The organism is Streptomyces sp. NPDC005955, assembly GCF_042871255.1.
Classification (GTDB): Bacteria; Actinomycetota; Actinomycetes; order Streptomycetales; family Streptomycetaceae; genus Streptomyces.
In genome coordinates this window covers 188,563-210,544 of record NZ_JBIAIF010000003.1, presented here as the reverse complement: position 1 = coordinate 210,544, position 21,982 = coordinate 188,563, and the positions used below count along the sequence as shown (strand labels likewise).

The 21,982-nt window shown below is 72.0% G+C and carries 25 protein-coding genes; 13 read left to right on the top strand and 12 right to left on the bottom strand.

All coding sequences use genetic code 11. The features are described 5' to 3' along the window. Positions 1–20 precede the first annotated feature (20 nt). Entirely contained in the window at positions 21–944 is a 924-nt protein-coding gene (locus ACFYOU_RS09360) for a LysR family transcriptional regulator (RefSeq protein WP_391304419.1), read from the top strand. Here ACFYOU_RS09360 and ACFYOU_RS09355 read toward each other — a convergent pair. The 3 genes from ACFYOU_RS09355 to ACFYOU_RS09345 all read right to left on the bottom strand — a co-directional run bounded on the left by ACFYOU_RS09355 (position 941) and on the right by ACFYOU_RS09345 (position 2,062). Beyond that, the gene (locus ACFYOU_RS09355; protein ID WP_391304417.1) at positions 941–1,138 is read right to left on the bottom strand and encodes a hypothetical protein; all 198 of its coding nucleotides are present in this window, start codon (positions 1,136–1,138) and stop codon (positions 941–943) included. The genes ACFYOU_RS09360 and ACFYOU_RS09355 overlap by 4 nt on opposite strands. Positions 1,139–1,538: 400 nt before the next feature. After that, positions 1,539–1,814 carry a hypothetical protein gene (locus tag ACFYOU_RS09350; RefSeq protein ID WP_391304416.1) on the bottom strand — a complete coding sequence of 92 codons (276 nt, stop codon included), beginning with the start codon at positions 1,812–1,814 and terminating at the stop codon, positions 1,539–1,541. Beyond that, a complete protein-coding gene (locus ACFYOU_RS09345) occupies positions 1,805–2,062 on the bottom strand; it encodes a hypothetical protein (protein WP_391304414.1) in 258 nt (85 codons plus the stop codon). Before ACFYOU_RS09345 ends, ACFYOU_RS09350 begins: the two co-directional genes overlap by 10 nt. Before the next feature lie 105 nt (positions 2,063–2,167). On the opposite strand from ACFYOU_RS09345, the gene ACFYOU_RS09340 reads away from it, so the two are divergent. From ACFYOU_RS09340 to ACFYOU_RS09320, 5 genes are all read left to right on the top strand, one after another. Continuing rightward, entirely contained in the window at positions 2,168–3,007 is an 840-nt protein-coding gene (locus ACFYOU_RS09340) for a helix-turn-helix domain-containing protein (protein WP_385761433.1), read from the top strand. A gap of 5 nt (positions 3,008–3,012) precedes the next feature. Next, positions 3,013–3,219, top strand: a complete 207-nt coding sequence (locus tag ACFYOU_RS09335) for a DUF397 domain-containing protein (RefSeq protein ID WP_391304412.1) — start codon at positions 3,013–3,015, stop codon at positions 3,217–3,219. A 121-nt stretch (positions 3,220–3,340) separates the two neighbouring features. Then, on the top strand, positions 3,341–3,550 hold the full coding sequence (locus ACFYOU_RS09330; RefSeq protein ID WP_391304410.1) for a DUF397 domain-containing protein: 210 nt from the start codon (positions 3,341–3,343) through the stop codon (positions 3,548–3,550). A gap of 72 nt (positions 3,551–3,622) precedes the next feature. Next, a complete protein-coding gene (locus ACFYOU_RS09325) occupies positions 3,623–3,823 on the top strand; it encodes a DUF397 domain-containing protein (protein ID WP_391304408.1) in 201 nt (66 codons plus the stop codon). A gap of 94 nt (positions 3,824–3,917) precedes the next feature. Then, positions 3,918–4,133, top strand: a complete 216-nt coding sequence (locus ACFYOU_RS09320) for a DUF397 domain-containing protein (RefSeq protein WP_391304406.1) — start codon at positions 3,918–3,920, stop codon at positions 4,131–4,133. On the opposite strand, the gene ACFYOU_RS09315 is transcribed toward ACFYOU_RS09320, so the two are convergent. The 3 genes from ACFYOU_RS09315 to ACFYOU_RS09305 form a co-directional block, all read right to left on the bottom strand. Beyond that, the gene (locus tag ACFYOU_RS09315) at positions 4,130–5,668 is read right to left on the bottom strand and encodes an FAD-dependent monooxygenase (protein ID WP_391304404.1); all 1,539 of its coding nucleotides are present in this window, start codon (positions 5,666–5,668) and stop codon (positions 4,130–4,132) included. The two genes, ACFYOU_RS09320 and ACFYOU_RS09315, sit on opposite strands and share 4 nt — an antisense overlap. A gap of 300 nt (positions 5,669–5,968) precedes the next feature. Beyond that, positions 5,969–7,675 carry an HtaA domain-containing protein gene (locus ACFYOU_RS09310; protein ID WP_391304402.1) on the bottom strand — a complete coding sequence of 569 codons (1,707 nt, stop codon included), beginning with the start codon at positions 7,673–7,675 and terminating at the stop codon, positions 5,969–5,971. A 49-nt stretch (positions 7,676–7,724) separates the two neighbouring features. Then, positions 7,725–9,212 carry an HtaA domain-containing protein gene (locus ACFYOU_RS09305; RefSeq protein ID WP_391304957.1) on the bottom strand — a complete coding sequence of 496 codons (1,488 nt, stop codon included), beginning with the start codon at positions 9,210–9,212 and terminating at the stop codon, positions 7,725–7,727. Positions 9,213–9,321: 109 nt separating this feature from the next. On the opposite strand from ACFYOU_RS09305, the gene ACFYOU_RS09300 reads away from it, so the two are divergent. Genes ACFYOU_RS09300 through ACFYOU_RS09290 form a run of 3 tightly spaced genes read left to right on the top strand, consistent with a single transcriptional unit; the run spans position 9,322 to position 12,298 of the window. After that, the gene (locus ACFYOU_RS09300) at positions 9,322–10,347 is read left to right on the top strand and encodes a hemin ABC transporter substrate-binding protein (protein WP_389769600.1); all 1,026 of its coding nucleotides are present in this window, start codon (positions 9,322–9,324) and stop codon (positions 10,345–10,347) included. Beyond that, positions 10,344–11,471, top strand: a complete 1,128-nt coding sequence (locus ACFYOU_RS09295) for an iron chelate uptake ABC transporter family permease subunit (RefSeq protein ID WP_391304401.1) — start codon at positions 10,344–10,346, stop codon at positions 11,469–11,471. The genes ACFYOU_RS09300 and ACFYOU_RS09295 overlap by 4 nt, the downstream gene beginning before the upstream one ends. After that, a complete protein-coding gene (locus ACFYOU_RS09290) occupies positions 11,462–12,298 on the top strand; it encodes a heme ABC transporter ATP-binding protein (protein WP_389769688.1) in 837 nt (278 codons plus the stop codon). Before ACFYOU_RS09295 ends, ACFYOU_RS09290 begins: the two co-directional genes overlap by 10 nt. 139 nt (positions 12,299–12,437) lie before the next feature. On the opposite strand, the gene ACFYOU_RS09285 is transcribed toward ACFYOU_RS09290, so the two are convergent. Together ACFYOU_RS09285 and ACFYOU_RS09280 are read right to left on the bottom strand one after the other, a co-directional pair. Next, positions 12,438–13,304 carry an ABC transporter permease gene (locus ACFYOU_RS09285; protein WP_391304399.1) on the bottom strand — a complete coding sequence of 289 codons (867 nt, stop codon included), beginning with the start codon at positions 13,302–13,304 and terminating at the stop codon, positions 12,438–12,440. Continuing rightward, positions 13,301–14,197, bottom strand: coding sequence for an ATP-binding cassette domain-containing protein (locus ACFYOU_RS09280; protein ID WP_391304398.1), 897 nt, complete (start codon positions 14,195–14,197; stop codon positions 13,301–13,303). Before ACFYOU_RS09280 ends, ACFYOU_RS09285 begins: the two co-directional genes overlap by 4 nt. A 237-nt stretch (positions 14,198–14,434) precedes the next feature. Between ACFYOU_RS09280 and ACFYOU_RS09275 the strand changes: the two genes are divergently transcribed. Continuing rightward, positions 14,435–15,409, top strand: a complete 975-nt coding sequence (locus tag ACFYOU_RS09275) for a helix-turn-helix domain-containing protein (protein WP_391304396.1) — start codon at positions 14,435–14,437, stop codon at positions 15,407–15,409. Between the two features lie 12 nt (positions 15,410–15,421). Here the strand turns inward: ACFYOU_RS09275 and ACFYOU_RS09270 are convergent, their stop codons facing one another. Next, positions 15,422–16,372: a hypothetical protein gene (locus tag ACFYOU_RS09270; RefSeq protein WP_391304395.1), complete on the bottom strand. Its 951-nt coding sequence runs from the start codon at positions 16,370–16,372 to the stop codon at positions 15,422–15,424. Positions 16,373–16,648: 276 nt separating this feature from the next. Between ACFYOU_RS09270 and ACFYOU_RS09265 the strand changes: the two genes are divergently transcribed. Next, positions 16,649–17,656, top strand: coding sequence for a small ribosomal subunit Rsm22 family protein (locus ACFYOU_RS09265; protein WP_391304394.1), 1,008 nt, complete (start codon positions 16,649–16,651; stop codon positions 17,654–17,656). Here ACFYOU_RS09265 and ddaH read toward each other — a convergent pair whose 3' ends face one another. Both ddaH and ACFYOU_RS09255 read right to left on the bottom strand, forming a co-directional pair. Beyond that, positions 17,657–18,475 (bottom strand): dimethylargininase, encoded by an 819-nt coding sequence (gene ddaH / locus ACFYOU_RS09260; protein ID WP_389769619.1) that lies wholly within the window; start codon positions 18,473–18,475, stop codon positions 17,657–17,659. It abuts the gene before it with no gap. A gap of 252 nt (positions 18,476–18,727) precedes the next feature. After that, complete coding sequence (locus ACFYOU_RS09255; RefSeq protein WP_391304391.1) at positions 18,728–18,949, bottom strand: DUF6243 family protein; 222 nt, start codon at positions 18,947–18,949, stop codon at positions 18,728–18,730. 166 nt (positions 18,950–19,115) lie between these two features. Here ACFYOU_RS09255 and ACFYOU_RS09250 point away from each other — a divergent pair, with 166 nt between their 5' ends. Further along, positions 19,116–19,787 carry a TetR/AcrR family transcriptional regulator C-terminal ligand-binding domain-containing protein gene (locus tag ACFYOU_RS09250; RefSeq protein WP_391304389.1) on the top strand — a complete coding sequence of 224 codons (672 nt, stop codon included), beginning with the start codon at positions 19,116–19,118 and terminating at the stop codon, positions 19,785–19,787. 160 nt (positions 19,788–19,947) lie between these two features. After that, on the top strand, positions 19,948–20,676 hold the full coding sequence (locus tag ACFYOU_RS09245) for a bifunctional DNA primase/polymerase (RefSeq protein WP_389769627.1): 729 nt from the start codon (positions 19,948–19,950) through the stop codon (positions 20,674–20,676). Between the two features lie 247 nt (positions 20,677–20,923). On the opposite strand, the gene ACFYOU_RS09240 is transcribed toward ACFYOU_RS09245, so the two are convergent. Next, positions 20,924–21,967, bottom strand: a complete 1,044-nt coding sequence (locus ACFYOU_RS09240; RefSeq protein WP_391304388.1) for a histidinol-phosphate transaminase — start codon at positions 21,965–21,967, stop codon at positions 20,924–20,926. Between the last annotated feature and the right edge of the window lie 15 nt (positions 21,968–21,982).

The window sequence follows — 21,982 nt, the reverse complement described above, 5'->3', positions numbered from 1 at the left end:
TGTGGAACTAGAGTGGGACCGTGGATGTTGAAGCGCTGCGGACGTTCGCGGCCGTCGCCGAGACCGGCCAGTTCCAGGCAGCGGCGGACGAGCTCGGGATCAGTCAGCAGGCGGTCTCCAAGCGGATCGCCGCCTTGGAGAGGCACCTTGAGGTCATGCTCCTGGTGCGAACCTCGCGAGGCTCCCGGCTGAGTCTGGACGGGCAGGTCTTCCTGCCGCACGCCAAGAAGGTCCTCGCAGCCTTCGAGCAGGCCGAACAGGCGGTGCGCCCCGGCAGCCGACCCCTGCGCGTCGATGTCCTCAACCGGCGCATCGCTCCGGCCCAGGCCGTCTACCGGTTCTACCGCTCCCACCCCGAGATGAGCCTGAACGCGGTCACACTGAGCAACGAGAATGCCGCGCAGGCCGCGCAGGCGGTGCTCGAAGGAACCATCGACGCGTCCTTCCGCGCCCTGCCGGTGGACCAGGTTCCCGCCGGGATCAGCGCCGAACCCCTCCTGGACGCGCCCCTGGAGCTCCTGGTCGGGCCCGGCCACCCCTTGGCGAAGGCGCCTTGGGTCAGGCCGTCGGATCTGGCCGGCCACCGCATCTGGATCCCCGGGATCAGACCGGGCACGGAGTGGGCGGCCTTCTACCAGGCGCTGTCCGAGGCCTTTGGTCTCAGCATCGACGCGCTCGGCCCCCACTTCGGTGACGAGGCCCTGATGGACGCGCTGGCCGAGTCGGCCTCGCTGGCCACCCTGGTCGGCAGGGGGGACCGGTACCTGTGGCCGCAGACCCACGACCTGCGGCGCATCCCGTTGCACGAACCGACCCCGGTGTACACGCACGTGCTGTTGTCCCGGATCGGGGACCAGCACCCCGTGCTGACCGCGCTACGCGACCATCTGCGCGCCTCAGGGCCGCACACCCCGGACGACGCATGGGCACCGGACACGCTCTAGGTGTCGCTGCCGTGGTCCGTGGTGCAGGGACCCCTCGTGTTCAGGTGCTGCGGGCACACCCGGTGCGTGACGAACGCCGGCCCGCTCGCACTGCTGTATCCGATCACCACGGGTGCCACGGTCCACTGCCCGCAGATGCAGCAGTGTGCGCCGGACGGTACGGGGGGTTCGCTGGTGAGCGCGTCACGGGTCATGCCGACGCCTCCGCGCAGTGCTCGGGGCTCGTGATGCGGTGGTCCATGGTCAGGTCTCCGGCTGAGGGGGCAGGGCCCCGCCCGTCCGGCTGCCGTACCCCGGCGAGCCGTTCGGTGGTTTCGGGGCCCCGGCCGTGCGGGCACGGGCAACGGCCGGGGCCGGGGGCGGGCATGCGGTCCCGCTCCCCCTTCCCCCGGGTCGTGTGGCGGGCACGACGATCCGAGGGGGTGACCGCCCCGTGAGTCCTCCGCGGTGCCGGTTGCGGCACCGCCACCCGGGGCGGGGCTGGTGGTGGTCCGTCCAGATCTCAGCGCTGGTCCAGCGCCAGGGCGCACAGCAGGATCACCGCGACGAGGAACGCGCCCCAGAGGAACAGTGCGACGGCGTACGAACGCCACCTCACGTGGTCACTCCTTTGATGGTGCGCGGGTCGACGTCCTCGGGCGGGTCCCACTGGACGGTGTCGAACAGGACCCGGTCGTAGCGTCGGTGGCCGGTCCGGCGCAGGTGTTCTTCGGCCCACGTGAGCACACCGTCCGGCGTTCGCCGTTCCGCGGGTGAGGTGGCGCCGCACTGCGGGGTCCCCGACACGCACTGGATGTGCGCGCCGACCCCCCAGAACTCCAACCGTTTCAACGTCCAGGTGACGTGCCGGAACACCCTGGTCACCCCCACGGCGAACCCCCGTACCTGCTGCGGGTGTTGACCTCGGTCAGCGCGGGCCGCAACTGGTCCGTCACGGTGGCGGGACGAACGTCCTCGTACGGCGCGTCCCACTCGACCCCACCCCGGGGCGGCCGGAGGGAGTACCGCCCGGCGGTGTCCGTAGCCATGACCACCCCCAGCGCGGCGCGGGCGGTGTCGTACGCGAGTTCGCCAACGCGCAGTTGGGGTTGCGGTTCCGCTACCTTCTTCCGGGACACGAGTTCGCTCCTCTCCGTAGTGACATCACTACCCGGAGCACTCACAGTGACCTAGGGCCGGAACCCAATCAACGTGGCTGCGAGGACAGATCAGTTGGGGGATCGATGGTGAACCGCAAGGATTTGAACCCGGACGCGTCGCCGCAGGCAGCATTCGGAGCCCGTCTACGCAGCTCACGTGAGAAGCGCGGCTGGACGCAAGCGCAACTGTCCAAACTCACTGGCGTATCCAGCGGGCATATTTCAGGAGTTGAAACTACGCGCAAGTCGCCTTCTTTACACTTTGCGAAGGTTGTCGACACGGCGTTTGGCCTGACGGGTACGGATGCCACATTCGTACGTCAGTGGCACGAGATGCAGCATGGAAGCCTGCTGGAGGGGTTCCCTGAGTACGTGGGGTTCCAGACTCGTGCGGCTGAGATCAGGATCTTCGAATCTGGCCTTATCCCGGGGCTACTTCAGACCCGGGAGTACGCACAGACACTTGCGGACGGTGTGGTCGAGCGAGGCGACATCACACCCGAGCAAGCGGCTGAGCGTGTCAACGTCCAGATTGAGCAGCAAGCGACGCTTGCACGATCGCCCTCGCCGATCATCTTCGCCGTCCTGGACGAGAGCTGTGTCCGCAATCCCATCGGCGGGCCAGCAGTCATGGATGCTCAGTTGGCGCGGCTGGTCGAGTTCGCCCGGCAGTCGAACACCTCGCTTCAGATCGCCCCGTACTCCATGGCAGAGCGGAAGCCGTTCAGTCGACTGGTCTATCTCTTGACGATGGCCGATCGGTCTCTGATGTCTTACGCGGAGTCCCAGACCCAAGGACATCTGGACCGCGACTTGTCCTCCGTTCTGCCGCTGATGAGGAACTACCATCGGCTACAGACTGAGGCAGCGTCCCAAGCGGAGTCTGTCGCCATGATCGAACGGCTACGGAAGGGCACTTTGTGATGGCCATGACCAACTCCCCCACGCTGAGATGGGTCAAGTCCTCCTACAGCACTCAGAACGGTGGCGCCTGCGTCGAGTGGGCACCGTCCAACACATCCGCAACCGGCATCGTCCCCGTCCGCGACAGCAAGAACCCCGACGGACCCATGCTGAACGTGTCCGCCACCGCGTTCGCCGGACTCGTCACCCTCGCGCGCTCCGCGAACCTGTAGCGACCGCGCATGCGCCCCGCCGTTCCATCCTCCGGAACGGCGGGGCTTTTGCGATCCCGCCTCAACGGGGAGTCATCACACCAGAGCCACCGATCGAACACCTACGGAAGGGCACCCTGTGATGACCAAAACCGACTCCCCCACCCTGTGGGTCAAGTCCTCCTACAGCGTTGACAACGGTGGTTCCTGTGTCGAATGGGCCCCCATGCACGCCTCCGCGACCGGCCTCGTCCACGTCCGCGACAGCAAGAACCCCGACGGACCCGTGCTGAACGTATCCGCCACCGCATTCGCCGGACTCGTCACCCTCGCCCGGGCCGCGAACCAGTAGCGCACGCTTGCAAGCCCCGCCGCTCCATCCTCCGGAACAGCAGACGATCCATCCGCTACGAAAGGGCACCCCATGACGACCGCACCCCTTGAGTGGATCAAGTCCTCGTACAGCGGCAACGGTGGTCAGTGCGTCGAGTGGGCACCGTCGGATGCGTCCGCAACCGGTGTGGTCCCCCTCCGAGACTCCAAGAACCCGAACGGACCCGTGCTGATGTTCTCCACCGACGCGTTCGCTGGGCTCGTCGCCCTCGCCCGGGCCGTCGAGTTGTAAGAAGCCAACACGACCCGAGCCCCGCTGCCTCACGCCCCGGAGGCAACTACCTCGCGGAAGGGCCGGCGATCACACAGCCACGAGAGGGCACTCTGTGACGGCCACGACCAACTCCCCCGCACCGTGGGTCAAGTCCTCGCACAGCACCGACAACGGCGGCGCTTGCGTCGAGTGGGCACCGTCCAACGCCCCCGCGACCGGCATCGTCCCCGTCCGCGACAGCAAGAACCCCGACGGACCCGTGCTGAACGTGTCCGTCTCCGCGTTCGCCGGACTCGTCACCCTCGCACGCTCCGGCACCAACGCCTAGCGGGACGGCGCGCCGAACCAGTCCGTGAGGGCGTCGCGCAAGCCGCGCACCGCCGTGGCCTCGGGTTCGTCGGGGGTCGCGGCCCAGGCGACGTGCGCGTCCGGGCGGACCAGCAAGGCGTCGGCCGGGCGGTCATCGGCCTTGGCGGTGTGGACGTCGATCCGGTCGCGCCAGGGCCGGGCCGTCTCGCGGAGGTCCGAGCGGTCGGCGAGGTCGAGGAGGACCGGCCGTGCGGTGCGCGTGAGTTCGGCGAGGCTGGTGGTGCCCCGGTCGACGTGCAGGGTGAGGTCGGGGGCGAAGGCGCCGGTCAGGGGGTGTCCGTTGGGGTTGGGCAACGGGTAGCGGATGTCCGTACCGGCGATGAGGGCCCCGACGCGGCGCAACGGCTGCTCGTCGGCGAACAGTTCCAGGAAGACGTCCCGGAGTGCTTCGGCGGCCGGGTCCTGTCCGCGCCGCAACGCCACCTGGGCCTGGGTGTGCTTCAAGGTGCGCGCGCCGGCGAAGTGGCGTTCGCGGTGGTACGTGTCCAACAGCGCGGGCGGCGCCCACCCGTGGAGGTCCGCGGCCAGCTTCCAGGCGAGGTTGACCGTGTCGAGCAGACCCGCGTTGAGGCCCACGCCCGTCGCGGGGAACAGATGGGCCGCGTCGCCGGCCAGGAAGACCCGCCCGTCACGGTAGCGCTCGGCCTGCCGGGCCTGGAACGTGTAGCGCGACAGCCTGCGCGGCTCGCCCAACGGGAACTCCGCACCGAGCACGTGGCGGATGCTGTCCTGGAGTTCGGTCAAGGTCATCGGCACGTCGTCCGCGAGGTCGGTCGTCTCGTCCTCGGTGGTGGAGAGCAGCATGACCTCCGGGGTGAGCCAGCCGAACCCGAAGACACCGCGGTCCGTCCGGACGAAGGCCCCCGCGTGGACCCGGCCCAGCCCGGGGACGTCGACGTCACCGTCGTCGTGTCGGGTCACCGACTCGTGCAGGGTGAGCTGACCGAGCCGGTTGACCTCCGGATGGGTGGTGCCGGGGAACGCGATGCCCGCGCCGTCGCGGACCGTGCTGCGCCCGCCGTCGCAGCCCACCAGGTACCGGGCCCGTAGCTGGTACGAACCGTCCGCGCCGCGCACCTGTGCGGTCACCGTGGTGTCGTCCTGGGCGACGTCGATGATCTCCTGCCCCCAGCGCACCTCGGCACCGAGTTCGCGGGCGCGTTCGTCGAGCAGGCGCTCCAGTTCCGGTTGGGGAAGCGTCAGCCCCCGCAGCGGGGGGTGCGGCAGGGACGAGAAGTCGACGTGCACGCCTCCGAAGGGGTACTGCGGGGCCGGGTGGCTGGGTCCGGAACAGGCTGCTTCGAACCGGTCCAGCAGTCCTCGGTAGTGGAGGAGTTCCAGGATCTGCCCGCCGAGCCCGTTGGCCTTGGGGATCTCCCCGCGCTGCGTCCGCCGTTCCAGGACGAGGGCCCGTACGCCGGCCAGGCCCAGTTCACCGGCGAGCATCAGCCCCGCCGGGCCGGCGCCCACGACGATCACATCGGCGTCCGTCACCGGCTGTTCCCCGCGCGGTCCGATCGTTGACGACAACACACCCATATCGCTGCTCCCTGGCTGAAGTTGATGGCCTCGGCCGTGGATTCTGCGTCATTTCGGGGGGCTTGCCGCAAGCCCCCCGGTGCGCTATACGTTGAGCACGGCGAAGAGGGGGCGTCCCCGGTGCCCTGCGTGCACCGTCCGGTCTTTCGTTCCTCTGCTGTCGACCCTCGTTCGCCCGTACGACAGAGCCCCGCCGTTCCATCCTCCGGAACGGCGGGGCTCTGTGCTGGTGGGGCTCGACGGGGAGCCCGGGGGTCAGTTGGTGGTGCGGCGGCGCACCGCGAACACCGTTGCGGCACCGGCCGCGACGATCGCTCCCGCACCCGCGAGCAGGGACCCCGTGGGAACGTTCGCGCCGGTCGAAGCCAGTGCCCCGGAGCCGCCCGCCGAGCCGCCGGCGGAACCGCCCGCGGAACCTCCGGCCGAGCCGCCCACGGACCCGCCGGCGGAGCCACCGGCAGAACCACCGGTCGAGCCGCCCGCGGAACCGCCGGACGTGCCGCCGGAGCCGGACGCACCGGAACCGGAGGCGCCACCGGAACCCTCGGGGATCTCGACGTCGTCGGTGAGCCCCAGGGCGATGGTCACCGGGTCGATCTCCATGCCCTCCTCGTACATGGAGCCCACGGTGTCGTTGGCGAACTGCTGGGCGCCCTCGGCCGTGAACGCGGTCGGGATCTCGTCGAGGAACAGCACCTCGTCCTTGACCTCGTACGAGATGCCGGACAGGTCCAGCGTCGCGAACTCGACGTCCTGGTTGGTGCGCTGGGGGGTGATGACGTCGACGATCAGGACGCCCTGGTCACCGGAGGTCTTGACCCGGATGTCGGTGAAGGCCATGTCGATGGTGTGGCTCGGGAACAGGAACTGCATGGTGCCGTCGAAGGACATGTCCAGCTTGCGGGCGTCGGAGTCGAGGTCGCCCTTGGCGTACGGGAAGTCGAAGTAGTCGCCCTGGTCGACGGCGCTTTCCGAGAGCTTGATGGAACCGCCGGACTTGATGTACCTGCGGAAGGACTCCTTCATGCCCCAGGACAGGACACCGTGCGCGACGTCGTTCGGCTGGTCGGTACCGGGCTCACCGGGCGTGGACGGGGTCCCGCTCGGCTCCTTGGACGGACCGCCCGTCGACCCGCCGTTGGACCCGCCGTTCGTTCCGCCGCCGTTGGTCCCGCCGTTGGTCCCGCCGGTGGGGTTCCCGGACGGGGTGCCCGAGGGAGTGCCGGACGGTTCGCCGGACGGAGTGCCCGAAGGGGTGCCCGAGGGCTCACCGGAGGGGGTGCCCGAAGGGGTGCCGGACGGCGTGCCGCTCGGCGTGCCGCCCGCGTCGGGGGTGACGGTGAGGGTCGCCGGGTCGAGCGCGTCGCCCGCCTGGTAGAAGTTCTGGAACGCCTTCGCCCCGCCCGCGGTGAGCTTCGCGGGGATGTCCTTGAAGACCATCGCGCCGCCCGGGCCCGAGCCGGGCCGGACGCCGGTGAGGGTCAGCACGGCGAGCGGCACGTCCTGGTCGGTCGTGGTCCGGCCGTCCTTCTTCGAGGTGACGTCCGCGGAGATCGTGCCGTCGGTCCGGGTGGTCTTGACCTTCAGGTCGGACAGGACGATGTCGAGCACGCCGTGGTGGCCCTCGAACCGCACGCTGCCCTTGAACGTGGTGTCCACGGCGTGCGAGGTCCGGTCGTAGGTGCCGGTGCCGTCCACGAAGGTGAACGGGCCGTTGCCGGCGCCCTGCTGGGCCCCGTCGGAGACGGTGATCTTGCCCTGGGCGACCGGCGAGACCAGGTACTTGCGGAACGACTCCTTGAAGCCCCAGTCGAGGGTGCCGTTCTTCAGACCGATCGGCGGGGCGGCGGCGGGGGCCGCGTCGGCGGCCACGGCGGGGAGGGCCAGGGCGGTGGCGCCCAGGGTCACCGCGGTCGCGGCGCACACCACGAGCGCTGTCGGGCGGCGGCGGGGAGCTGCCATGGTCGGGGGTCTCCTTGGAACGTTCGGGGGGAGGGGAGGGGGAAGGGGGTCAGCTGCCGGGGGTCGCCTTGCCGCGGCGGGCGCGGACGATCACGTAGGCGACGGCGGCCAGGAACAGGGCGCCGCCCGCACCGGCGGCCACGGGGACCACGGGGAATCCGGAGGAGTCCTTGCTGGACGCGGTCTTCTCGGTGGCGTCCGCCTGCTGGTCCGCGGCGGGGGACGCGGGCTTCTCGGGGGTGGCGCTCGGCGAGGGGTCGCTGCCGAGGTCGGGCAGCGCGGGGAGTTGTGCCTTGGCGTCGAGGGCGACCGCGAGGGAGACGGGGTCCATCTGCGTTCCGGCCTTGTACATGCCGCCGAACGCCTTGGCGCCGCCGGCGGTGAGTCGGGCCGGGGCCTCGGTGACCGTGACGAGTCCGTCGGTGGTCTTGAGGCCGGCGGTGTCGAAGGTCACCAGCGGGACCTTCGTGTCCTTCAGGTCGGAGCTCTTCACATCGGCGTACAGGGTGCCCTCGGCGCCCTTGGTGGTCACCGCGACCTTGCTGAGGGTCAGGTCGAGGCCGTGGTCACCGGTGAAGCGGAGGGACCCGTCGAAGGTGGCGTCGAGGGCCTTCTTCTCGTACGTGCCGGTGCCCTTGGGGAAGCGGAACAGCGCTCCGCCGTCCTGGGCACCGTCGGCGAGGGTCCACTTGCCGTTGGCGATGGAGCCGGTGACGTACTCGCGGAAGGTGCGGCGCACGCCCCAGTCGACGGCCGCGTCCTGGACGCGGCCCGCCTTGGCGGCGGGCTTCTTCCGGTCGCGCTCGTCGTCCTTCTTGCGGTCGGCCTTCTGCTGCTCGTCGTCCTTCTTGCGGGGCTCGGCGGACTTCGCGGGCTTCTCGGCGGGCTGCTGCCGGGCCGGCCGGTCCGGGGCCTTGACGTCCACGGACAGGCTGAGCGGGTCCAACTCCGTACCGGCGGTGTAGTAGCCGGCGAACGCCTTGGCGCCCTGGGTGGTGAGCGTCGCCGGGATGTTGGTGAGGGCGATCGGGGAGCCGCCGCCGCGCATGTTGACGCCGGAGAGGTTCAGCGAGGCCATGGGCACCTGGGAGAGGTTCGACACCTTCCCGGTCTTCAGTTCCTTGCTCACCATGTCGGCGTAGAGGGTGCCTGACCCGCCGGAGATCCGGACCGTGGGCCGTGAGATGGTGAGGTCGAGCTGGAGTTCGCCGCTCGGCTTCTGGTGGCCGGTGAACCGCACCCCGCCCGTGAAGCCGGCCCGGAACGCTCCGGTGTCGGGGTCGTAGGTGCCGTTCGCCGAATGGAAGCGGAACTGACTTCCGCCGACGGTCGCAGCGCCGCCTTGCAGGGAGAAGTTCCCCTTGGCGATGGGCCCGGTGACGTACCGCTGGAACGAGGACTTGAGTCCCCAGTCCAGTCGACCTCCGTTCACCGTGCGCTCTTGTGCGTGCGCCGTCGACGCGGGCAGCAACAGCACTCCCATGAGTGCGGCGCCCGCCGTGGCGGCAACCGTACGGGTAACCCGTCCGGACAGCATCGATCCCCCCTCCTCGGGCCTGGTCATTAAGGTAAGGCTAACCTAAACTATCCCGGACGTGGCCGGAACCCTTCGGTCACCCCAACCTCATGACAAGCACGACAGGACGGTGCGATTCGTGCGCATCCCACGACTGGCAGGCGTCTTCACCGTCGTCCTCGCCCTTGCCCTCACCGGCTGCGGCGGTTCCCAGGACGACGACGACGGCGCCCCGGCGAAGGCCCGCGCGACGACCGCAGCCGACCGGGTGGAGCCGCTGACCCAGACGGCACGACCGCAACTTCCGGCCACGGTGGAGTCGGCCGACGGACGCCGGGTGAAGGTCACCGACGTCAGCCGGATCGTTCCGCTGAGCGGCAGCCTCAACGAGATCGTGTTCACCCTCGGGCTCGGTGAGAAGGTCGTCGCGAAGGACATCACCGCGACCTTCGAACAGGCCGCCGACCTCCCGGTGGTGACCCGGGCGCACGACGTCTCGGCGGAGTCCGTGCTGTCCCTGCGGCCGACGGTCATCCTCGCCGACTCCACCACCGGCCCGGTCGAGGCGATCGACCAGATCCGGGACGCCGGCATCCCCCTCGTCGTCTACGAGGCGGCCAAGGGGCTCGCCGACGTGAGCACCCGCATCGAGGCGGTCGCCCGGACGCTGGGCGTGCCCGAGGCGGGAGACGCACTCGTCGCCCGCACCCAGGAGCGCATCGAGAAGGTCCAGGCGGACATCCCGAAGCCCGCCGCCGCGGCGGACCGGCCCCGGGTCGCGTTCCTCTACGTGCGCGGTTCCGCGTCCGTGTACCTGTTGGGCGGCCGGGACTCCGGCGCCGCCTCGCTGCTGGAGGCGGCGGGCGCGGTCGACGCCGGCAAGGCGTCCGGTCTCGACAAGGACTTCACGCCCATCACCAGCGAAGCGCTCGCCGAGGCCGCCCCGGACGCCGTCCTGGTGATGACCAAGGGTCTGAAGTCGGTCGGCGGCGTGGACGGTCTGGTGAAGATCCCCGGCGTCGCCGAGACGCCCGCGGGGATGGACCGCAGGATCGTGTCCATCGACGACGGCGTGATGCTCAACTACGGTCCCCGCACCGACCAGGTGCTCCAGAGCCTGGTGGACCAGCTCTACGCGAAGGACGGCGCCCAGTGACCACGCTCGCCGGGTCCGGCGGCCCGGGCGCGCCCGCGAAGACCCCGCCGGCCGAGGGCGCCGACGGGACCGGCAAGGCGGCGGCGCCCCCGAAACGGCGGGGCGCGGCGTCCCTGCTGACGGTCGGTCTGATCGCCGCCGTGCTGGTGATGGCCCTGGTCTCCGCCGGGACCGGCGCCTACCACATCCCGATGGCGGACATCCTCGGTTCGGTGCAGCACCGGATGGGGCTCGGCGGCGAGGCGTTGGACCGGGTCGGCGAGAGCGTGCTGTGGAACGTGCGGCTGCCGCGGGTGGTGCTGGCGCTGCTGGTCGGTGCCTCGCTCGGCTGTGCGGGCGCCCTGATGCAGGGCGTCTTCGGCAACCCGTTGGCCGAGCCGGGAGTGATCGGCATCTCGGCCGGCGCGGCGGTCGGTGCGGTGGTGGCCATCGCGTTCGGACTGTCGTTCCTCGGCAACTGGACGGTCACCGCGGCGGCGTTCGTCGCGGGGCTCGTCACGGTGAGCCTGGTCTACCTGCTGTCGCGCTCCGGCGGCCGGACCGAGGTGGTGACGCTGATCCTGACCGGTATCGCCGTCAACGCGTTCGCCGGCGCGCTGATCGGTCTGTCGGTGTTCTTCGCGGACAACTCGGCGATCACCCAGATCACCTTCTGGCAGTTGGGCTCGCTCTCCCAAGCCACCTGGCCCAAGGTGCTCGCCGTACTGCCCTGTGCGCTGTTGGGGCTGCTGGTCGCCCCGCTGTCGGCCCGCAAGCTCGATCTGCTCGCCCTCGGCGAACGTCCCGCCCGGCACCTGGGCGTCGACGTGGAGCGGCTGCGGATCACCATGATCCTGGTGGTGGCGCTGCTCACGGCCGCCGCCGTCGCGGTGGCGGGGATCATCACCTTCGTGGGGCTGCTCGTGCCGCACCTGCTGCGGATGGCGGCGGGGCCGGGGCACCGGTTCCTGGTGCCGGGCAGTGCGCTGGGCGGCGGGTTGGTGCTGGTGAGCGCCGACCTCGCGGCCCGTACCGTCGCCGCCCCCGCCGAACTGCCGCTCGGGGTGCTCACCGCCCTGTTCGGCAGCCCGTTCTTCTTCTGGCTGTTGCGCCGGACCCGTCGCAAGCAAGGAGGCTGGGCGTGATCACGTCGCTGTTCGCCACCCGGACGCGGAAGCTGCCCGACCCGGTCGCGCCCGGTGAGGTGCTCGCCGAGGCACAGGAGTTGAGCGTGCGGCTCGGGGCCCGGCCGGTGCTCTCGGAGGTCAGTGTCACCGCGCGGGCCGGTGAGGTGCTGGCGCTCGTCGGGCCGAACGGCGCGGGGAAGTCCACCCTGCTCGCCGCGCTCGCCGCCGACCAGGAGCCCGCCGAGGGCACGGTACGGATCGCCGGGCGGCCCGCCGCCGACTGGTCGGCCGCGGACCTCGCCCTGCGGCGGGCGGTGCTGCCGCAGGCGGCGACGCTGTCGTTCCCGTTCCCGGTGGAGGACGTCGTCCGGATGGGCCGCGCCCCGTGGGCCGGCACCGAACGGGAGGACGAGGACGAGGAGGCCGTGGCGTCGGCGATGGCGGCGACCGAGGTCACCGAGTTCACCGGGCGCTCCTTCTCGGGGCTGAGCGGGGGCGAGCGCGCGCGGGTCGCGCTGGCCCGGGTGCTGGCGCAGCGGGCGCAGCTGCTGCTGCTCGACGAGCCGACCGCGGCGCTGGACCTGCGGCACCAGGAGCTGGTGTTGCGGGTGTGCCGGGAGCGGGCGGCCTCGGGTGACGCGGTCGTGGTGGTGCTGCACGACCTGGGGTTGGCCGCGGCGTACGCGGACCGGGTCGCGGTGTTGCGGGAGGGCCGGCTCGCAGCCGAGGGCGAGCCCGGGCGGGTGTTCACGGAGGCGTCCCTGACGGAGGTGTACCGGCAGCCGGTCGAGGTGTTCCCCCACCCCCGTACCGGCGCGCTGCTGGTCGTTCCCCGACGGGACTGAGCGCGGCCCCGGTCCGGGCGGCCGACCGGCCGCGGTTCCCGTCCCGTCGGCCGGCCACCGGTTCCGGGCCGGTCGACCGCCCGCCCCCCGGTGGGCGGTCGACCGGAGCGGGCTGCGGGCGGCCGCAGCGCGGTGCGCTTCAGCCGACGCGTTGCATGGCCCGTTCGCGGCGGGCGCCCACCGAGGAGCCCGACTCCTTGCGGGCCATCCTGCGCAGCACCACGGGCGCCACGGCCAGGCCCACCACCGCCCAGGCGGCGAGGACGCCCACCGTCTGCCCGGTGCGCCAGGCCCCGGACACCTCGACGGCGGCCATCGCGTCCGGCAGCAGCGCGGAGCGGGTGCCGAGCCCGAGCCAGTACACCGGGAACACCTGGGCCAGCGCCTGGGTCCAGCCGGGCAGTGCGCTCAGCGGGTAGAACACCCCGGAGATCCCGATCACCGCCAGTACGGGGATCTGGACGAGTCCCTGGGCCCGGGTGCTGGTGAACAGCGCGCCGAGCACCGCCCCGGCCGGGAGGGTCGCCGCCATCCCGAGCGGCAGCACCCAGGCGAGCGTCAGCCAGGACCCGGCGCCGCCCACGGTCAGTCCGTCGATGAGCAGCGTTCCGGGCACCAGCAGGATCAGCAGGTCCGCGAGGAGCGTCCCGGTGACGGTCACGACCTTGCCGGTGAGGTAGGCGCGCATGCCGTGCGGTACGGCCCTGGCCCGGAGCAGGGTGCCGTCCTCCCGTTCGGCGGTGAGGAGTTGACTCATCGTCAGCATCCCGAGGGCGATGTTCATCCCGAGGATGCCGGGCAGGGCCAGCGTGCCCAGGGCGAAGTCCGTCCCGTCGAACTCCCGCTCGCGCAGGTACCAGAGGGCGACCAGCATCAGCAGCGGCCACACCAGGTGGGAGGCGAGGTCGGGTCCGCTGGTGAAGGACTGCCGGAACTCCACGAGCCCCCGCGCCCAGCCGAGTCGCAGCGGTCCGGGTGCCGTCCGCGGTGCGGTGCCCCGGCTCACCGTCCGGCCTCCGCCGCGGCGACCAGCTTCAGATAGGTGTCCTCCAGGGTGGCCCGGTGGACCTCCAGTTCGGCGATCTCCTCGCCGTGCGCGTCGAACAGTCGGCGGACGAAGGCGGTGGAGTCGCCGACGGATCGGGTGAAGCGTTGGCCGGCCCGGGTCCACCGCACCTCGTCCTCGCCCGCGATGAGTCGGGCGAGTTCCGCGGCGGTGCCGTCGGCGACCAGTTGCCCTCCGGCGAGGACCACGATGCGGTCGGCGAGCCGGTCGGCCTCGGCGAGGTCGTGGGTGGTGAGCAGGACCGTGGTGGCCCGGTCGGCGGCGAGCGAGGTGACCAGGTCGTGGAACTCGTACCGGGCCTTGGGGTCGAGTCCCGCGGTCGGCTCGTCGAGGAACAGCACCTCGGGTCGGCCGACGATGCCGATGGCCACGTCGAGTCGGCGCCGCTGTCCGCCGGACAGGGTCCGGATCTGCCGGTCGGCGTGTTCGGTGAGCCCCACCGCGTTCAGCAACTCTGCTCTCTCCCAGGGGGGTTGGCGTTTTCCGGTGCCGTACCGGGTGTAGTGGGCGCCCAGGTGCGCGAGGAGTTCACCGACCCGCCACTTGCCGTGGTCGCGCCAGGACTGGAGGACCACGCCCACCCGGGAGCGCCAGTGTTCGTCGCCGTGTTCCGGATCGACGCCGAGCACGGCGGCCCGCCCGGCCGAGCGGGCGCGGAAGCCCTCCAGGATCTCGATCGTGGTCGTCTTGCCCGCGCCGTTGGGTCCGAGCAGGGCCAGCACCTCACCCCGGCGGGCGCGGAACGTCACCCCGCGCAGCACGTCATGGGTTCCGTACCGCATGCGCAGTCCGTGGGCTTCGAGGGCGAACTCGGGGTCGTCGCTCGTCGTCATCCGTTCACCTCCACCGGCACGCCGCAACGCACCTCCTCGCGATCTTTCAGAATCGAGTGAAAGCTATGGGGCGACTCGGAGGTGGTCAACGGACTTGCTCCTCAATACCCTTACTGAGATGCGTGATTGCCAGGTTTCATTGCAACCACGATGACGGCGAAGGCAACGATCCTCGGGAAGTCGTTGCAATGAGATGCCGCTGAACGCATACTGGGCCGCACCGGGGGAGGCGATCGGATGCCGGGAGGCAGACTCAGTCAGGAGGAGCGGCGGGCCATCGGCGCGGGGCTCGGCGACGGGCTCGGTTACGCGGAGATCGCCCGGCGGCTCGGCCGGCCCACCTCGACGGTGAGCCGGGAGGTCGCCCGCAACAGCGGTCCCGGTGGTTACCGGGCGGAGCACGCCCACCACGCCACCGGGCGGCGGGCCCGGCGCGGCACCCCGCGCCCGGGAGCCGGGGCCACGGCGGGCGCCGCGGACTCCGGTGCGGGGGACTCCGGCGCCACGGACCCCGCCGCCCGTGACCGCGCCGCCCTGGACCGCGCCGTCACGGACTTCGCGGAGGAGTTCGCCGCGATGATGGCCGCCAACGGGCTGCCGAGGATGGCCGCCCGGGTCCTCGCCCGGCTGTTCACCACGGAATCGGGTGCGCTCACCGCGGCCGAGTTGGTGCGGCAGTTGCGGGTGAGCCCCGCCTCCGTGTCGTCGGCGGTGGGACGTCTCACGGAACTCGCCGTGGTGCGGCGGGAGCGGGTGCCGGGGCGGCGGCAGGAACGGTACGTCCTCGACGACGACCTGTGGTTCCGGGCCTGGGAGAACAGCTCCCGCAGCCATGCGCGGTGGGCCGGTACCGCGCGGCGCGGGGTGGACGTGGTGGGGCCCGGGACGGACGCCGGGCGGCGGCTGGCCCGGATGGCCCGGTTCCTGGGCGAGTTGAGCGACGACATGGCCGGCGGCTCCACGGCCGAGGTGTTCGGGGACGCGGTGACGGTGACCGCGGCCCTGGTGCAGGCACGGGTGCCGCTCACCGCCGACCGCCTGGCGGAGGGGCTGGGCTGGGACCCGGACCGGGTGGCGCTGGCGCTGGACACGGCGCTCGCCCATGCCGGGGCGCTGGGCGCCGTGTCCGTCGAACGCCCCTCCCCCGGTACGTTCACCGCCGTGCCGGTGGGCCTCACCGCCGCACAGCGGGCCGCCTTCACCCCCGGCTGAACGGCCGCCGACTCATTCGCCCTTGGCGCCGGTGAGCCCCTGGATACGGCTGAGGACCGCGACCCCGGAGCCGGGCGTCGAGCGCGGCGGCACGTGGACCGCCTGGTTGGAGGTGTGCTCCAGGGTGACGGACTGCTTGGCGTCGCCGCGCAGCAGGGCCCGTACCGCGGGTTCCAGCTTGAGGTCGCGTCCCGGGGCCACGGTCTGCTTCTCGAAGTGGCGGGTGGAGAAGAACACCAGCGCACCGCCGTCCCGCGCGCGCAGTCCCACCGGCGCGTGGGCGCCGCCGTCGAGGGGCTGGTCGACGTACTGCCGGGCGAGCCCCGGCCGGCTCGCCCCGCGCTCGCGCTCGCCCCGCCACCCGGTGGTGTGCGGACCGTCGGCGAAGCCGCGGCCGCCCTCGGCGAGGTACGTGGCGTACCGCTCGCCCAGTTCCCCGGGCGGCACCGTGAGGTCGTCGGTGTCCAGGGCGACGGGGCTGGCGAGGCCGTCCCCGTCGGTGCGCAGTTCGGGGACCTCGTCGGGGCTCAGCACCGTGAGGTACGCCGCCTTCCACCCGGCGTCGGGACCGGCCTTGGTGAACACGAACAGCCAGCGCGTGTCCTTGCGCGCGTCACCGTCCACGTCCCGGTCCGAATCGGTGTCCGCGACGAAGAACTTGGGCCAGCCCGCCATCTTCGGGACGGCGAACTCGACGTCCGTCAGCTTCAGCGGGACGTGGGCCCGGTTGCCGCCCGGGGCGAGGGTCCGGCGGGCCCGTAGTCCCGCCTGGTCGATCGCGCCGAGCGGGCCGGCGACCCGGTCGGCGTCGGCGGCGGGGTCGTTGGCCCGGTCGGCCTCGTTGTACGCGGTGAGGAACCCCTTCAGCGCCCGGCTCGCCTCGGCCGGGGTGGCCGCGGGGATGACCTCCCGCTCCCCGTGCACGGTCACGCAGCCGCTCGCGGTCAGGGTCAGGGTCGTCACCGCCACGAGCACGGCGGGCGTCCCGACCGCGGGGCGCCGGGGCGTGCGGTGCCCGTCCTCCCCCGCGGTCCCGGTGGTTCGCGCTGCTGGTCCTGCTGGCGTTGCTCGCATCGGGCCCCTTCACCGTCCCCTTCCCGGCCCCGAACCCTACCCGGGCCGACCGCGGCGGGGGCGCCGGGACCGACAGCCCGCGCCCGCACCCCCGTCGGCGCCCCGCCGGCCCTCCCGGCGGCACCGTCGCCGGCGTCCCGGAGTGCTGCCCGCGGGGTCCCTAGAATGGTGCCGGTGAGCCGTACTCTTGCCGCGACCAGCACCGCCCCCCTCCGCGAAGCCCTCGACGGGCTCCTCGGCGGGCTCCCCCCGAAGCAGGCCGCGCAGGCCGTCGACCGGCTGATCACCACGTACCGCGGTGAGACCCCGACCGGGGCGCCGGTGCTGCGGGACCGGGCGGACGTCGCCGCCTACGCCGCGTACCGCATGCCCGCGACCTTCGAGGCGGCCCGCAGCGCACTGGCGGCACTGGCCGCCGCGGTCCCCGAGTGGACGCCGACCGGTCACACCGACGTGGGCGGCGGGACGGGCGCCGCGACCTGGGCCACCGAGGCGACCTGGCCGGGCCCGCGCCCGGTGACGGTCCTCGACTGGGCGGAACCGGCCCTGCGGATCGGTGCGGAGATCGCGACGGCGAACCCGGCGCTGCGCGGCGCCCGCTGGCAGCGCGCCCGGATCGGCGACGCGCTGGACCTCGCGGACGTAGACCTGGTGACCGTCTCCTACGTCCTGGGCGAACTGACCGCGGCGGACCGCACCGCGGTGGTGGACGCCGCGGCCCGCGCGGCCCGGGCGGTGGTCGTCGTGGAGCCGGGGACCCCGGACGGGTACCTGCGCGTGCTCGACGCCCGGCGTCGACTGGTAGAGGCGGGGTTCCGGGTGCTCGCCCCGTGCCCGCACAGCGACGCCTGCCCGATCGTGCCGGGTACCGACTGGTGCCACTTCTCGGCGCGCGTCAGCCGCTCCTCCCTGCACCGCCGGGTGAAGGGCGGCTCGCTCCCCTACGAGGACGAGAAGTTCAGCTACGTGGCCGCCGTCCGCTTCCCCGGCGCCCCCGCGGCGGGGCGGGTGGTGCGGCGACCGCAGATCCGCAAGGGCCAGGTGCTCCTGGAGCTGTGCGGCGAGGACGGTGCACTGCGCCGCGAGACGGTGACCAAACGCCACGGTGCCCGGTACCGCGCCGCGCGCGACGCGGACTGGGGCGACGTCTGGCCACCGTCCGACGAGGACTAGCTAGGGTCTGAGCTCCAGGGTGCAGCACTTCACGCTGCCGCCGCCCTTGAGCAGCTCCGACAGGTCCATGCCGATCGGTTCGTAGCCCCGCGCCCGTAGCGGCTCGAACAGTCCGAGGGCGGCCTGCGGCAACAGGACGTGCAGCCCGTCGGAGACGGCGTTGAGCCCGAGCGCCGCCGCGTCCCGTTCCGCGACGACCAGCGCACGGGGGAAGAGGCGCGCGAGTACGGCCCGGCTGCCCGGTGAGAAGGCGCCCGGGTAGTACATGACGTCGTCACCGCGGTCGTCGAGCACGGACAGTGCGGTGTCGAGGTGGTAGAAGCGGGGGTCGACGAGGTCCAGGCCGATGACCGGGCGCCCGAAGTACTCCTGCGCCTCGCCGTGCGACAGCGGACTGGCCCGGAAGCCGCGGCCGGCCAGGACGTAGGAGGCGGTGACGGCGAAGTCGCCCTCGCCCTCGTTGACGTGGACGGGTTCGCGGACCTCGCGCCAGCCGCGGGCGCGGAACCAGGCGAGGTGGGCGTCGGCCTCGGCCGCGCGTTCCGGGTGGGCGAAGCGGGCGCCGAGCACCCGCCCGTCGATGACGGTCGCGCCGTTCGCGGCGAAGACCATGTCGGGCAGTTCGGGGCGGGGTTCCAGTTCCTCGACGGTGTGGCCGAGCGAGCGGTACCTGTCGCGCAGGTCCTCCCACTGGGCGACGGCCAGCGGAACGTCCACGGGCTTGGTGGGGTCCATCCAGGGGTTGATGGAGTAGGTGACCTTGAAGTGTGCCGGTGGGCACAGGAGGAAACGCCGGGGTGTGGCGTGGTGACGGGGCAATGAGGGCTCCTCACGACCGCAGGGTGCCGCCCCGATCGGGGGCGGTGTTGACCATGGTGCGGCAGTACGGCTCCCGAGGGGAGACGTACATCACCGTGGTGCGGTGCGAGGAGCCCTCAGCGCTGTGGTCCGAACGGGTGGTCGCCCGGGACGGGGATTCCGCTCGGTGTCCTGGCAGGCGGCCCGCCGGGCGTCCCACCGGGCGTCCTTGCGGGCGTCCTGTCGAAGGACGCGGGCACGGGGATCACGGGGTCACTCCGCGTCGGCGGCGGTGCTCGCGTCCTCCTCACTGGCAGCGGGCTGCGCGTTGTCCTTCGCCGCACGGGCCTCCTGGAGCTTGCGGAGCAGGTCCCGCTTCTGCGCGGCGGGGTCCGTGCCGGCGCCGGGTACGGCGCCGCGCCCCCCGCGCAGGTCCTTCCGGGAGAGGTTGCTCCGGGTGCCCCCCACGCCGAGCAGGTTTCCGTTCCGGGCCATGTGCCCTCACCTCCGTGTGTCGATGCCGCTGGCGGTGCGGCCGGACGCCGCACCCCTCAAGTACGAGACGAAGCGTCTCATGCCGAGGCGGCTCACCCTAGACGAGACGTCGCGTCTCGTCTAATGAATTAAGACGGTGCGTCTCGCCGGGCGGTAGATTCGACCCATGTCCACTGACTCCAGTTCCCCGACCGCCACGCCCGGACCTCCTGGTCAGGACCCCACCGGCCGTAGGGGCGGCCCTGATGCCACGCGCCGCAGCGAACGTTCGCGCCGCGCCATCTACGACGCCGCGCTCGCCCTGGTGAGCGAGGTCGGCTACCAGCGCACCACCATCGAGGGCATCGCCTCCCGAGCCGGCGTCGGCAAGCAGACCATCTACCGCTGGTGGCCCACCAAGGGCGACGTCCTCTTCGAAGCCTTCCTGGACCTGAGCGAGCAGGCGTCCGAGGCCGCGGGCGGCGACCCCTCGGAGTTCCCGGACACCGGGGACCTCGCGGCCGACCTGGCGTTCGTGCTGCGCGCCACCGTCGATGAACTCCTCGACCCCAAGTTCGAGGCCCCCACCCGCGCCCTGGCCGCCGAAGGCGTGGTGAACGCCCGGCTCGGCGAGGAGTTCGTCGCCAAGCTCATGGAACCGCAGCTCCAGCTGTACGTGGGGCGCCTGCGGTCCGCGCAGGACAACGGGCAGGTGCGCACCGGAATCGATCTGCGGATCGCCGTGGAACTGCTCGTCGCACCGCTCGCACAGCGCTGGCTCCACCGCAGCGGACCCCTCGACCACGCCTACGCCGACGCCCTCGTCGACTACGCGTTGCACGGCCTCGTTCCGCGCTGAGCGCACCCCGCCTGCGGGCTGCGGCCACCCTGGGCGCAGGATGGTGGGACCATGGAAGGCCACGGATGCTGTGGGGGCCCACGAGAAGCCCACGGCCGTCCGTGCCGACCGGCGCCTACGCCGCGCCGGACTCGGGACTACGGACTGGGTGAGGGGATACATGGGCGTGGAGAACGGCCGCAGACCGGGCGGGCAGAGCAGGATTTCCCAGTGGCTGCGAGGCCGCCGACCCCGAGACGCCGGGGACGCTGCGGACGACGGCAGCCGGGAGCGTCTGCTGCTGGCCGTCGCCGCGGCCGGGCTGCCCCTCGCGCCCGCCGCCCACCCCGCCGGTTACAGCTGTTCCTGTGACCGGGTGGGCTGTCCCACTCCGGGACAGCACCCCGTCTCGTTCGCCTGGCAGACGCAGTCCACCACGGACCGCGCCCAGGTGGAACGCTGGGTGCAGAACCAGCCCGAGGCCAACTTCATCACCGCGACCGGCATGGTCCACGACGTCCTGGACGTGCCGATCGCCGCGGGGCGCGAAGCCCTGGAACGGCTCCTCGGGGCCGGGATCGACGTCGGACCGGTCGCCGAGTCCGGCGGGGACCGGATGTTCTTCTTCACCGCGACCCGGGGCACCCCCGAGGACGAGGACGAGTGGTGGCCCTGTGCGCTGGACTGCCACCCGGAGACGATGGACGAACACCCCGGGCTGCGCTGGCACTGCCGCGGCTCCTACGTCCTGCTCCCGCCCTCGAAGCTCCCCGGGGAACGCTCGGTGGAGTGGGTGCGCGGCCCCGAGCACCCGTTGCCCGATCCGTTGACCCTGTTGGAATCCCTGACGGAGTCCTGCGCCAAGTACGCGGGCGACTCCACCGGCGTGGCCTGGCCCTCGCGCGGCTGACGCCCGGCACGCCCCTGCCCCTTGCCCTGCCGGGCGCGGACGGTGACACGCGACGGCAGGTGTACGGGCGGGACCCGAGTTCAGAGGGCGGCGGGTCGGGTGCCCGCCCCCGACCCGCCGCAGCGGGCACCGCGTATCACCCCATCGGCTCGGCCCATGCCCCTCACCTGTGCGACCACGGTGTCACGGACACCACGTCCGACGACGAATGGCACGGTTGCGTGGTGCATCGCCCGCAGAACGCCGGTCAGTGGTGACCTTGCAGAGGGACCGGACCGTGATGATGCCTGGACGCAACCGAGATCACCCGGTCAATGGCCTCCGCCTCACCCACCGTGATGCGCACGCCTTCGCCGGGGAACGCCTTGACCCGCACTCCCGCCTCACGGCATGCACGAGCGAACGCCCCGGTGTGCCCACCGAGGGCGAGCCACACGAAGTTGGCGTGACTGTCGGGCACGTGCAAGCCCGCGGAGCGCAGTCCGTCGACGAGCAGGCCGCGGCGCTGGACGAGTTGCGCAACCCGCTGTCCCAGCGCCTCGCGCGCGTGCATGGACACGACGGCTGCGCGCTGGGCTGCGGCGCTCACTCCGTACGGTAGCGCGCGCGCCCGAAGCGCGGTGGCCACCGGCTCATCGGCCAGGGCGTAACCGACGCGCAGCCCAGCCAGTCCGTACGCCTTGGAGAAGGTGCGGACGACCACCACGTTGGACCGATGCCTGGCAGCGAGAGTCGCGTCCGGGGCATCCGGCCCGGAGGAAAAGTCCCGGTACGCCTCATCGACCACGACCAGCACGTGCCCGGGCACACGATCGAGGAACTGTTCCAACTCCGTGCGGCCAATGATCGTACCGGTCGGGTTGTTGGGGTTGCACACAACGACCATCGACGTACGCTCGGTGATCGAGTCAGCCATCGCCGGCAGATCGTGCCGGTCCGCGCACAGCGGAACCGGCACGGATACAGCACCCACCAGCTGCACCGCCACGCGGCACCCCTCGTAGCTGCGCCAGGCGAACACCACCTCGGCGTCCGGCGTCGCGGCGTACTCCGCCAGCAGGTCCCGGATCAACGCGACGGACCCCGCGCCCACTGCCACACCCTCGGCCGATACTCCTAGGCCGCCGGCGAGTTCTGCCCGGAGCTCAGCGCACGCCGGGTCGGGGTAGCGAGTGAACTCGCCAAACGATTCCCGTACGGCCTCCAGGACCCCGGGCAAGGGGGCGAAGGGGCTCTCGTTGGCCGATAGGTCGTAAGGACCGACCGGAGCTAATCGCAGGGATTCAACCATGCGGCCGAAGGTACG